General features: G+C 63.9%; 9 protein-coding genes. All 9 read right to left on the minus strand.

Annotated elements, in window-relative coordinates; translation table 11 throughout:
- Positions 1-97: 97 nt before the first annotated feature.
- Positions 98-1,135 carry a DUF7146 domain-containing protein gene (locus C3E99_RS03450; RefSeq protein WP_104959416.1) on the minus strand — a complete coding sequence of 346 codons (1,038 nt, stop codon included), beginning with the start codon at positions 1,133-1,135 and terminating at the stop codon, positions 98-100.
- The gene (locus C3E99_RS03455) at positions 1,135-5,454 is read right to left on the minus strand and encodes a strawberry notch-like NTP hydrolase domain-containing protein (protein ID WP_104959417.1); all 4,320 of its coding nucleotides are present in this window, start codon (positions 5,452-5,454) and stop codon (positions 1,135-1,137) included. The genes C3E99_RS03450 and C3E99_RS03455 overlap by 1 nt, the downstream gene beginning before the upstream one ends.
- 150 nt (positions 5,455-5,604) lie before the next feature.
- Entirely contained in the window at positions 5,605-6,249 is a 645-nt protein-coding gene (locus C3E99_RS03460; protein ID WP_104959418.1) for an antitoxin of toxin-antitoxin stability system, read from the minus strand.
- Positions 6,242-6,658: a hypothetical protein gene (locus C3E99_RS03465; RefSeq protein ID WP_104959419.1), complete on the minus strand. Its 417-nt coding sequence runs from the start codon at positions 6,656-6,658 to the stop codon at positions 6,242-6,244. Before C3E99_RS03465 ends, C3E99_RS03460 begins: the two co-directional genes overlap by 8 nt.
- A 64-nt stretch (positions 6,659-6,722) precedes the next feature.
- Complete coding sequence (locus C3E99_RS03470; RefSeq protein ID WP_104959420.1) at positions 6,723-7,271, minus strand: hypothetical protein; 549 nt, start codon at positions 7,269-7,271, stop codon at positions 6,723-6,725.
- A gap of 194 nt (positions 7,272-7,465) precedes the next feature.
- Positions 7,466-7,630 carry a hypothetical protein gene (locus C3E99_RS03475; RefSeq protein WP_104959421.1) on the minus strand — a complete coding sequence of 55 codons (165 nt, stop codon included), beginning with the start codon at positions 7,628-7,630 and terminating at the stop codon, positions 7,466-7,468.
- 423 nt (positions 7,631-8,053) lie between these two features.
- The gene (locus C3E99_RS03480) at positions 8,054-10,180 is read right to left on the minus strand and encodes a ParB/RepB/Spo0J family partition protein (protein ID WP_104959422.1); all 2,127 of its coding nucleotides are present in this window, start codon (positions 10,178-10,180) and stop codon (positions 8,054-8,056) included.
- A gap of 123 nt (positions 10,181-10,303) precedes the next feature.
- Complete coding sequence (locus C3E99_RS03485; protein ID WP_104959423.1) at positions 10,304-10,708, minus strand: DUF2958 domain-containing protein; 405 nt, start codon at positions 10,706-10,708, stop codon at positions 10,304-10,306.
- Positions 10,705-11,649: an ArdC family protein gene (locus C3E99_RS03490; RefSeq protein ID WP_104959424.1), complete on the minus strand. Its 945-nt coding sequence runs from the start codon at positions 11,647-11,649 to the stop codon at positions 10,705-10,707. The genes C3E99_RS03485 and C3E99_RS03490 overlap by 4 nt, the downstream gene beginning before the upstream one ends.
- Positions 11,650-11,700 lie beyond the last annotated feature (51 nt).

The raw sequence follows: 11,700 nt of genomic DNA on the forward strand, positions 1-11,700 counted from the left end.
CGCCCTCTCGAAGGCCGAGGCGCGGTCCCCTGCCGAATAGAGAAGGCTTCTTGGATGCCGCTACGGAACGCGAGCACCCGCCCGTTTCTCATCCCGGCTATGCAGCCAAAGCCATGAAACGGCTGACATCGTCTGCAGCCAGTTGCCCGCGAAGCCGTACCCGCAATGCATCCAGCCCGCACGAAGTGAGGTCTTCGTTGAAGTCACCCATCATCGGCGAGAGCGTGATGGTCTCGATTCCGGCCGCCAGCGCCCGTTCGACGAGCTTGTCTCGTGCACTGTCGCCTGCCGGATCGTTGTCACGCACGATATAGAGCCTACGAAAATGGGCCGGGAACTGGAAAGCAGCGAGGTGCCCGGCCGAGAGTGCGGCGGCCATCGGCATCTGTGGCAGCAATTGCCGCAGCGACAGAATGGTCTCGATGCCTTCTCCCGCCGCGATGACATCTTGTGCCTTTCCGAACCGGACGGCGTTACCAAGCAGGTCCCCCATGGCCTTGCGTGGCGGATCACGCGGCGCTTTGTCCGACCCGTCACGCGCGAGCCAGGTGCGGTGAGCGCCGGTCATGGCGCCATCGAGATCGGTGACCGCCGCGATTATCGCCGGCCAGGTCTCGGTTGGCCCTCCATGCTCGGGCCGCCAGTAGCAGTTCGGATGGAAGCGCAGCGCGCCGGTTCCGTGCAAATCCGTAATGCCGCGTCTCCGCAAATACGTCTCTGCGAGAGTGCCCGTGATCGGTTGTGCGATGCGCCAGAGCCGGCGTGCGGCCTCTGCCGACCCCGATATAGCCGGAGTTCCGCGATGCGGCCCCGTGGGCGTCGGTTCCGGATGAGGAAGGCTGAGAAAGCGGCGAGCTTCATCGGCAACATCAGCGAAGTCGAGGAGACCGAGGCTTTCGCGGATTACATCGAGCAGATCGCCATGTTCGCCGGTGGCGGCATCGGACCATTTGCCCGCCGGTCCCCTGGCGCTGTCATGCAGCCGCACGAACATCGAGCGTCCCGCGCCATTGCGGACGTCGCCGACCTGCCAGTAATGGCCCTGTTTATGGCCATTCGAGAGGTAGTGACGGCAAACCGACTCGGCCTGCCGGCCGAGACGCTGCGCCAGATCGGTGGCGTAAAGACGGGACATCAGGCCGCCTCCCGTTCGGCAATGCGTTCGATCGGGAAGCGCTCGACAAGCTTGCCGATAATCCCGGTGCCGGCTGCCCCGACCGGCACAAAGAAGCGCAATTTCCACGATATGATTTCGCTGAAGAGCCCATAAGCGCGCAGGCGTTCGCGCATGGCATCGCTGAAGCCTGTAAGTTCAATGCGGTGAGCCCCCATGACCCGGACGCGGCGCAGTTGCAGCCCTTCGGCCAGGTCGAGGATTGTGCGCCCGTCGATCAAAGCGGCGTAAGCCTCATTGGCTGTCAGGCTGACGCTTTCTGTGGTGGCAACGCTGGCTGCCCATGCCGGCGAGACACGGCGGCCGATGATGCGCTCGCCGTCATCGGTCTGGAGCCGATAAACACGGGTGGAATCCTGCGGCAGCCGCTTCCAGACCGGCAAGAGCAATCCCGCCACGATGTAAAGGGTGCCCTCGGAATAGGCCGGTACCTGCGCGACTTCCCGGTTCCACATGGCCGCAAAGCTGTCCCGATCGGCTTCGATCCAGCGCGTTTCGCCCATCGCCCGAAGAGCAAAGGTCGTGCTTTCCATCGGCCGGAGCAGTCGTACGCGCGGCTCAATCTCGCCATCGTCCAGCATGACACTGGTGGTGGGGATCTGGACGGCGGCGCGGGCCGAGCGTTCATTCACCAGCAGTTTTGCCCGCGGATCGGTCAGTTCACGCAGGGCCGCATTGAGCGACATCGGCCTGTTGCGCTTGCGCTCGCTGATTGAAAGCAGCCGGGTCTCAGCGCCAGTCGCGGGGTGGGTGTAAATGACCTGACGGCCGGTCAGAGTGAAGCTTTCGGCGCGGAGCGTTTCGAGACCAAGATCGTATGTGCCGGAGGCGATAGCCCCGTCGACTCGCGCCTGGAGGAGCTGCTCGAAAGCCGAGAACAAGATGGCCTGCAGGTCGATGGTCAGCGCCAGCAGCCGGTTGAGAAAGGTGGTGATCGGCGGCAGGTCGTCCTTGATGCCGTTCGCATCCATCAACTTCAGACCGGTCATCTGCTCGAAACGGCCGAGCGAACAGCCTTGCACCTTGCCGCGCACGATCAGCATATAGAGCTGCCGCAAGGCATCGCGGGCATAGGGGCTTTCCAGATTGTCCTCGGGCCGAAAGAGGCCCTGACCTCCGGTCTGGCGCTGACCGCGCGTGATCGCGCCGAGCGTGTCGAGACGCCGTGCGATGGTCGAAAGGAAACGCTTCTCGGCCTTCACATCGGTCGCGATGGGTCGGAACAGCGGCGGCTGCGCCTGGTTGGTGCGATTGGTGCGGCCCAGCCCCTGAATGGCCGCGTCTGCCTTCCAGCCCGGTTCGAGAAGATAGTGGACCCGCAGGCGCCGGTTCCGCGCCCCGAGATCGGCATGGTAGCTGCGCCCGGTGCCGCCCGCATCGGAAAAGACCAGAATGCGCTTGCGATCATCCATGAAGGCGGCGGTTTCGGCAAGGTTCGCGGAGGGTGCGCGGTTCTCGACCGCCAGCCTTGCCGCTGAGCTTTCGCACTTGCGGATGATCCGGCGCGAACGGCCCGTGACCTCGGCCACGACATCGGTCCCAAACCGCTGCACGATCTGGTCCAGGGCGCCGGGAACGGGCGGAAGGCAGGCCAGGTGCTCGATCATCGCGTCGCGCCTGGCAACGGCCGCCCGACATTCGACGGGCTGGCCATCGCGAAATACCGGCCGCGAGGAGAGATTGCCCTCGCTATCGGTGAAGGGTTCGTAGAGCTGCACCGGGAAGGAATGGGCGAGATAATCGAGTACGTATTCCCTTGGCGTGATGTCGACGCGGACGTCGTTCCATTCCTCAGCCGGCAGTTCGGCGAGGCGGCGCTCCATCAACGCCTCGCCGGTCGAGACGATCTGGATGACGGCGGCATGCCCGGCCGCAAGATCGGCATCGATGGACCGGATCAATGTCGGGGTTTTCATGCTGGTCAGCAGATGCCCGAAGAAGCGCTGTTTCGCGGATTCGAAGGCGGATCGGGCGGCGCTTTTGGCCTGGCGGTTCAGCGCACCGTCGCTGCCAGTGATGTTGGCCGCCTCCATCGCCGCATCGAGATTATTGTGAATGACCGCAAAAGCGCCGGCATAGGCATCATAGATGCGGCGCTGCTCGTCCGTCAGCCGATGCTCCAGCAGTTCATATTCGACGCCATCGTAGGAAAGGGACCGCGCGGTATAGAGCCCAAGTGAACGCAGATCGCGCGCCAGCACCTCCATCGCCGCCACGCCGCCAGCCTCGATCGCCTCAACGAACTCGGCACGGGTGGCAAAAGGGAAATCCTCGCCGCCCCAGAGGCCGAGCCGCTGGGCATAGGCGAGGTTATGCACCGTCGTTGCGCCCGTGGCCGAGACATAGACAATCCGGGCATCGGGCAAGGCGTGCTGGAGCCGCAGCCCGGCACGCCCCTGCTGCGATGCCGCGATAGTCCCGCGCTCTCCCTTGCCGCCACCGGCGTTCTGCATGGCATGGCTCTCGTCGAAGATGATGACACCGTCGAAATCCGATCCCAGCCAATCCACGATCTGCCGGACGCGCGAAACCTTCTCGCCGCGATCATCCGAGCGCAGCGTGGCATAGGTGGTAAAAAGGATGCCTTCCGACAGCGTGATCGGCTTGCCCTGCGAGAAGCGCGATAGCGGCGTGATCAGAAGTCGCTCCATGCCGAGCGCCGACCAGTCGCGCTGCGCGTCCTCGATCAGCTTGTCCGACTTGCTGATCCAGACCGCCTTGCGCCGCCCGCGCAGCCAGCTGTCGAGGATAATCCCGGCCGATTGACGGCCTTTGCCGGCTCCGGTGCCATCACCGAGCATGAACCCCCGGCGGAACCGTACAGCGCCTTCTGCGTCCGCGGGCGCCGCGCTGACCGTCTCGAAGGTTTCGTCCACGGACCAGGCGCCGGCCAGATAATCGGCATGGGCCTCACCGGCATAGATCACTGTCTCGAGCTGGGCATCGGAGAGGCGCTCGCGGATGTCGGCAGGCAGGATCGGCCGATAAGACGGCTTTGGTGGTGCAACCGACGCCATCGCAGCCGATTGGACAAGCTTGGTTGGATGTGGCTGTGCACCGGGAATCCGGATCGACTGCAATCCGTATTGCTCATAGATCGCATCGCTTAGTCGCGTGCCCTCGGGCGGTGCCCAGTCCACCGTCTCATAAGCGAGCTCGACGCCCTCGGGATCGCCAACTGTATCGGTGACGGATCGCACCGGGGCCACGCCCGTGCGATAGCCGCGCACTGTCTTTGGCGCGGCCGCCGGGATGAATTCCCGGCATTTCGGGCTTGCGACCGGCAAGCGTGGTGGAACTTGCGCCTCGATCCAAGCGAGCAGCGTCGCAACATCGGGCGCAGTGCCGGATGAGGGAGAGAACTGAGATGGATCTTCGGCCGGCGTCTTGTCGATAACGATCAGGCGCGTCGCGAAGGTCGTGCCATGCTTTGCGTATACCGATCCGGCGATGGCAGCGCTGAAGACAAGGCGGCCCTGCTCTTGCAAGCGGACGAAAGCATCCCGCCAGCCAGCTTGATCAGGAGCAAAATTCGCTCCTGTTATGGCTACGAGCCGCCCACCATCGGCCAGCCGCGCCAAAGCAGAAGCAACATGGCGGAACGCCGTGTCAGCCATTCGTCCCGAAACATTGGCCATCGCCGAGAATGGCGGGTTCATCAGCACGACCGAGGGGACGATTGCCGGTTGGAGGTGATCGTCGATCTGTGCGGCATCGGAGCGGGTTGTGGAAACAGCCGGAAAGAGGGAAGAAAGCAGCTCAGCGCGGGTATCGGCGAGCTCGTTCAGCACCAGCCTGCCGCCGGCAATCTCGGCCAGGATCGCCATGAGGCCGGTTCCGGCCGACGGTTCCAGCACCACGTCACCGGGGGTGATTGCGGCGGCTGCCATGGCCGCGAGACCGAGCGGCGCGGGCGTCGAGAATTGCTGGAGCGCCTGGCCTTCCTCGGATCGGCGCGGGTGGGTCGGCAACCGGTCCACGATCCGGGCAATTGCGGAAAACCGTGTAGCCGGAGACGCGGCTTTCCGGAAAAGCGCCTTTCCGTATTTGCGTAGGAAAAGGACTGTGGCGACTTCGCAAGTCTCATAACCCATCTTCCAGTCCCAGGCGCCGGTCGAATCGGAAGCGCCGAAAGCCGCCTCCATCGCATCGCGAAGCGTGGCGGCACTGACGTGCTGGCCGCGTTCCAGATGGCCAAGGAGTGTGGTTGCCGCAGCGAGGATGGCGGGCGCTGCGGCTAAGGACGTGACCGGATCGGTCACGGGAGACACCATATTCATGGAAGGGAACCTCGGGAGAGCGGAAACGGGAAAGCCCGGACTGCGCTCTCTCTCGACCGCCCAGGCTCACCCATTCCGGCGGCCCTCTCACTCTGGCTGGAGCGACATGAAGAGCGCCCCGACCATGAGGCGGGGATGCTTCAAGCGGGATCAGCCGAAACGAAGTCCGCCTTCGGTGAAGGTGTGGCCATTGGCGAGGATGGTCTCGTCCACCACCTCATCCGAGGACAGGTAGTCATATTCGCGCTCGAGCTGGCGATAGAGCCAGCGGGCGAGATCACGCAGCGCCTCGGCGACGACGTCCTCCGCGTCGGCGGTCATGTCCTGCCAGTTCGGGCTGGCCCGCTCTACCGCAATGTCCATGCAGTATTCGTGGTAGTAATGGCCGCGATGACCGACGTCAGCGCGAAGCTGATAAAAGTTGCGCCGCTGGGCAACCTGAAGCGCATCTGCGATGCCATGCAGCATCTCGTCCTGCGGCGCGTAAGCCCGGATCGCGGCAGAGGCGTTCCTGCAGTAGGAGTAGAACCCCTCCCAGCACGCGCCGTCACCTTGCGACCAGAAGCCCCGGAACCAGATGCAGGGTTCCTGCCGCGATCCGCCGCCCATCAGGCGAGCGGTTCGGGTCTTGAGGCGGATGCCGAGGATCTCGGCGATGCGCTGGAAATCCTCATAAACGGCGTCGTACCAATCGTAGTCGAAGCCGCCTTCACGATACCAGGCGCGGGCCTTGTCCTTCGCCGTTTCGGAAAGTTCGTCGAGGCGATAGACTGTGGTTTCGATGATTTCAGGCATGGGGATCGCCTCCCTCCAGCACGGTCGAGAGCCAGCCGTCGGTATAGATCCAATCCACTGTCTCGCCGGTCGAAAGATCGAGTACGTGTGCGCCACCGCCGAAGCCATCGAGGCGCGGCTTCGAGCAGGTGTTGGCATATTGGAAGCCCCACCGGCCCTTGAGCTCGAACACGGCGGCGCAGCGCCTGACGAATTGGATAACGTGCTCGGGATCGCCGGTGGGATCGTCGCGTATCCAGAGCTGCGTACCGCCATGTTCGGGCTGGATCGACAGCAGGAAGCCATCCGATGAGGGATCTTCGGCTGCATTTTCGTCCGCCAGCGCATTATAGAGTTCGAGCGCACGGACAGCGTTCTCAGGGGTGCCTACATCGAGCAGGCAGGAAAAATGGGTGTAATAGTCAGCCATGACGGCCTCCGGACATGAGGAGGCCTGGCGCAGGACCAGGCCGATTGCGTGGAAGAGGTGAAAATCAGGCGGCGCGGGGCAGGCTAAGCAGTTCCGCAGCGGTCTCCCGCCAGCCGCGATCGACCAGGCGTGTTTCGAGCAGACTGGCGCGGTAGCGCAGGTTCCGCGCCGACCGGGCATCGCAAGCCGCCGAGGCGCTGCCGCGCAACCGGCTTGCCTCGCTCACGATACGGCGGGCTTGCGCGTCAGAGATGACAGGCTGCTGCCAGACAATGGCCCGAGCCCGGATTTCTCCGGCGAGGACCAGACCGTAGGTCGAGTCATGAATTGCGGCAATGCGCGCCTCAAAGCGCAGCGTGTCGTCCTCTCCAACGCGAATATCGTCACGCGAAACGCGCTGTGCCGCGATCGTCATGGCGTCTTCGGGAGTGGTACATTCACCGAGAACGATAGTCCGGTCGAATTGGCTGGTATCGTGATCGTCGACGAAACTGACAGTGCCGAGGCAGGAAACCCGTAGCGGATACCGAAGGGCGCTACGCAGCCCGGGCAGCACCTGCCGGGCGAGGATTTCGCCGATCGGGCGGAAGCCGGATGAGCGGTGGAGGGACATGGGAACTACTCCGCGACGGGCACCGGGAGCCTCTCTCTCCGGCCACCAACCCGTCACGGCCAACCGGCCCGCACTCTAACTCTTTCGTATCGCGGTATGGCCGCTACCGCCGGCAGTGAGAGATTATCCGCAAAGCGATGGCTCGGCTGCGTTGCCTGCGCGCCGGGCCATCGGGATGAGGCTCTTCTCGTGCCTCAGATCCACGGATCAAGTTCGAGTTTTACCATCTCTTCGTCGCCATCGAACTCATTGGCGGGCATGGCGCCATGGGTGCCGTCCCCGGCCTGGAACACGACGATCACAGTCATCAGCGTGGTGGCGAGGCTGGCGGCAAAGGCGGTGGCATCTGCATAGGACATGGGTTCCGGCTCCTGTTTTGGAGGCGGGGGACCATCCCCCGCGCGACAGGCGCCCGAAGTGTCTGACCGGATCTGCAATCACCCTCGCGCGTTCGGCTTGTCCGGATCCGCGAGGGCGGCACGCAAAGCGTCAAGCCGACCCCTTGCGGGTTGAATGCAAAGACGACGGCTCAGACCAAGGTTTGCGAATGGAAGCGGGGGGGTGTTCTGCCTCTGACAGGAATCCGCATATCCGTTGCGGATCGGTTCGCCGCGCCAGCCTGGTTACCACGCGGGCAATAAGCGATGATCCTTCAGCCCCGGGGACGGCACCCATTGCGCCAGCCATGACGGGGATTGATCCTGGGGCGACCCTGGCGCGGCTTGCTCCATCCCGATTGCGTCAGGAAGAGACGGGGCAGCCGGAGCCGCTCCGCGTGACGATCATTCCGCGGCGATCACCTGCTGCGCCTCATCCTCTTCGTCGACAATGTCATCCTCGGCGTCGCCTGCGAGGAATTCAGGAAGGTCCACATCGACATCGCCTTCCGCCGAAGCGTCAGGCTCCGCAGCAGGATCGATCGTGCGCAGCGGCTCGGGCAGCCAGCCGGTATCGGCGAGCAGGCGCTCGGCTTCCTTGGCCATGTCGCCCTTCTTGAGATGCCCGATCAGCTCCGATGCCCGTTCGCCTGCACCTTCGCGAACCGCCTCGAGGATGCGCGGCTTGGTCACACGGCCGAGATAGTTGCTGACGGTCGGCTTCCAGCCCGCCACCACCATGTCGAGACCGGTAGCGCACACCAGACGGTTCGCCTGGGAGAGACGCACCTCCAGCCCGTGTTGGCTGACGCCCGTGCCGCTATAGGGATTGGGCTTTTCGTAAAGGGCGTTGATGCCAAAGCTGACGCAATGGGCGAGAAGCTCCATGCGGGACTCCTCATCGAGATCGATCAGCCAGTTCCAGAGCGCCTCATCGTCAGCCGGGATGTGATCGCCCCAGCGTTCGTGCCGTTCGGTAACAGACCGCGCCGAGACGCTGTCGCGCAAATCCTCAGCCTGTGCCGGCAAGTGAACCTGGCGGACATGGGCCTCGAGGCATCCCCTGGCGGGCTGCGGCAGGAAGGTGTCCATCACCAGCCGATGCAGCAGCGCGGTCATCGCAATATGGGGATTCATCGCAACAGCATCGCGCAGCACGAGCGTGCGATGCGCGGTCAGCTCGCTGATCAACCGGTCCGGCAGCGGCCGCACAATCTCGGCCTCATCGTCGTCCTCCGGAGATTCGCTGCCGCCACCGACTTGGACAACCGCATGCGACACACCAGCTACTGCGCCCTCTGTGGCCGGGCCGGAGGAGCCATCGGGATCTTCGCCATCAATCGCCGCTTCATCCTCGGGCCGAACATAACCCCGTTCGGCCCGCAGCTTGCCGTTCCCATCGATGCTGACGAAGACGCCCGCCCGCGCAACCTGTTCGGGATCATAGATCCTCGGCCTGCGCTCGAATTCTTCCAACGCCTGCTCAATCTCACCAAGCCGCTGATCGACCTCATCGGGCAGCTCGTCGGCCTCGGCATATTCGGCTTCGAGCCGGTCATATTCCTCGCGCAGGGATTCGCGGGTGGCGCGCTCATCGTCGGTCAGATCGGCGACCGAGCCCTCGAGTTCCCGCAGGCCGTGGTCGTGGCCATAGGGAAAGGTCACCGCTACCTCGACCCACTGCCAGCCTTCGGCCGCAATGGACTCGGCTTCGGCTTTCAGCTTTTCGCCTGCTAGGCGATCGAGCAGCTCCGGATCCTGAAGCCAGCCGCCGTCGTCGCGCTGAAAGAGATCGCGCAGCACATAGCCGCCGGCGGCTTCATAGGCCTCGATACCGACAAAAAGCGCTCGCCTGTCAGAGGCGCGCACTGCGGTTTCAGTCAGGAGACGGCGGATATAGTGCGGCTCTTTCTGCCAGGAATCCTTGATCGCATCCCAGACCTGTTCCTGCCGGGCATGGTCTTCCGACACGGTGAAGGCCATGAGCTGTTCGAGCGTCATGCCGTCTTCGGCGTAAACGTCGAGAAGCACGGGCGAGACCGCAGCAAGACGCAGGCGCTGCTTGACGACCTTCGGGTCGACAAAGAAGGCGGCTGCGATGGCTTCCTCGCTCATCGCCTTGTTGCGCAGCGCCTGGAAGGCCCGAAACTGATCGAGCGGATGAAGCGGCGCGCGCTCGATATTTTCCGCGAGCGAGACTTCGTCGATCAGGATGTCGGCATCGGCCTCGGATATGACGCATGGTACCGGTGCAGTTTTTGCGAGACGCTTCTGCTTGACCAGCAATTCAAGGGCCCGATAGCGGCGACCGCCTGCGGGCACCTCGAACATGCCGGTTTCCTTGCCCTCAGGGTCGAGGACTGGCCGCACATGCAGGGACTGGATCAGGCCGCGGCGGGCGATGGATTCGGCCAGTTCCTCGACCGAGATGCCGGCTTTGACGCGCCGGACATTGGCCTGGCTCAGCGCCAGCTTGTTGAACGGGATATCGCGCGAGGACGCGAGGGTGATCTTCTGAACGGCAGCAGCCATATGCCTTACTCCATGACGGGCGCCGGGAGCCTCTCTCTCCGGCCACCAACCCGTCACGAAGCAAAGCGCCGCCCTCTTCCTCTCAAGAGAGCGGCGCAAATCGTAAAGCCGGAGAAGCGGGATTCAGTGTTTCCGGCTCTGTGTATCGGTCTGTTTCCGGGTCGGCGTGGAGGCGGCTCGGGCGCCGGAGTAAAGAATGCGCTCGGCCTCGCGGATGCCACCGGCCCGCCGCGCCATGTCAGCCCAGACCGAGATCGGGAAATCGCCGGTGAAGTGCAGATCGCGCTCGATCCTCATATCAAAGGGCAAGCGGATCGCCTGCATTTCGCCAAGGCTCCAGCTTCCAAGCTCTGGAAACCCCAGATCGGCAAGGCCGAAAAGGGTGTCACCGTCGCTATCCAATTCGGTCGCAAGCCAGACGCCGCTACCCAACGGATTGAAGAATTTTACCACGGGGACGGGGTCGACATCGCTCTGGCGGCCATTGGCGAGGAGCTGCTCGCGCTGGGTGCTGGTCAGGAGGATCATGCCGCAGCCCTCCGATCCGTCGATGCTGTATCTTCGCGGGGCAGATGCGCCAGCAGCCAATCGGCCGCCTTGCTGGCCTGGGAAGCGGCGCGGACGATGGCGCGGTTGTCCTCGCGCAGCACCTCGAGCCAGGAGCCGATGTAGTCGGCATGGCGTACGGTCGGCACAACGCCGAGCGAGGCGCAGCAGAAGGCCGCGTTCATTTCGGCGACCAATTCTTCGAATGCGTATTTCCTGGTGCCGAAGCGGCCCGACATATCCCGCCCAAGCCGGGAGGCATGGCCGGTGGCGTGCCCCAGCTCGTGCAGGGCGGTCCGGTGCCAGTCGATCGGCTCGAAATAGGCCTGTGGCGGCGGCACCTGAACATAATCGTGCACTGGAACATAGAAGGCCTGGTTCCCACCGATGCGAAAGTCGATTCCGGTTGCCCGGATCAGCGCCTCGACCCTTGGCTCGATCATGTGGGGCGGCGGTGGCGGCGCCTCGATAGCAACATCCTCAGGCAAGCCCTCGCATTGCGCCGTGTTGAACACGGTGAAGCGTTTGAGAAACGGGATGCTGCCAGCTTCCTCCCCCGTCTCCCGCGCGCGGCGCTTCTCATCCTCGGGCGTGAAGCGGTCGGCATAGACGACGGTCGTGCCGCGCTCACCTTTCCGGACATTGCCGCCGAGCGACAAGGCCTGGCGGAAAGTCAACCAATGCTGGGTCGGATAGCCGTATTGAACAACGGTGCCCCAGAGGATCAGAATGTTGATCCCGGAATATTGCCGGGCCGTCGCGGCATTCCTCGGCATCGCGAGCGGCGCCTTCGCCGCCGTGCCCCAGGGCTGGACCCAGGGCAAGCGCCCTTGCTCCAGCTCGTTGATGATTTTCGCGGTGATCTCGTCATAGAGATTGGTGCGGTCGCCGCCGTCGCGTGCGGCGCGGTTCTGTCTGGCCATCGAGATTGTCTCCGCGACGGGCGCCGGAAGCCTCTCTCCCGACCTTCAACC

Source organism: Sphingopyxis sp. MG (assembly GCF_002953155.1).
In the GTDB taxonomy this organism is placed as follows: Bacteria; Pseudomonadota; Alphaproteobacteria; order Sphingomonadales; family Sphingomonadaceae; genus Sphingopyxis; species Sphingopyxis granuli.

Excerpts from the sequence above, each read along its gene's own strand:
- C3E99_RS03465 (WP_104959419.1), bottom strand. The coding sequence starts at position 6,658 with ATGGCTGACTATTACACCCATTTTTCCTGCCTGCTCGATGTAGGCACC.
- C3E99_RS03450 (WP_104959416.1), bottom strand. The coding sequence starts at position 1,135 with ATGTCCCGTCTTTACGCCACCGATCTGGCGCAGCGTCTCGGCCGGCAG.
- C3E99_RS03455 (WP_104959417.1), bottom strand. The coding sequence starts at position 5,454 with ATGAATATGGTGTCTCCCGTGACCGATCCGGTCACGTCCTTAGCCGCA.
- C3E99_RS03480 (WP_104959422.1), bottom strand. The coding sequence starts at position 10,180 with ATGGCTGCTGCCGTTCAGAAGATCACCCTCGCGTCCTCGCGCGATATC.
- C3E99_RS03460 (WP_104959418.1), bottom strand. The coding sequence starts at position 6,249 with ATGCCTGAAATCATCGAAACCACAGTCTATCGCCTCGACGAACTTTCC.
- C3E99_RS03485 (WP_104959423.1), bottom strand. The coding sequence starts at position 10,708 with ATGATCCTCCTGACCAGCACCCAGCGCGAGCAGCTCCTCGCCAATGGC.
- C3E99_RS03470 (WP_104959420.1), bottom strand. The coding sequence starts at position 7,271 with ATGTCCCTCCACCGCTCATCCGGCTTCCGCCCGATCGGCGAAATCCTC.
- C3E99_RS03490 (WP_104959424.1), bottom strand. The coding sequence starts at position 11,649 with ATGGCCAGACAGAACCGCGCCGCACGCGACGGCGGCGACCGCACCAAT.
- C3E99_RS03475 (WP_104959421.1), bottom strand. The coding sequence starts at position 7,630 with ATGTCCTATGCAGATGCCACCGCCTTTGCCGCCAGCCTCGCCACCACG.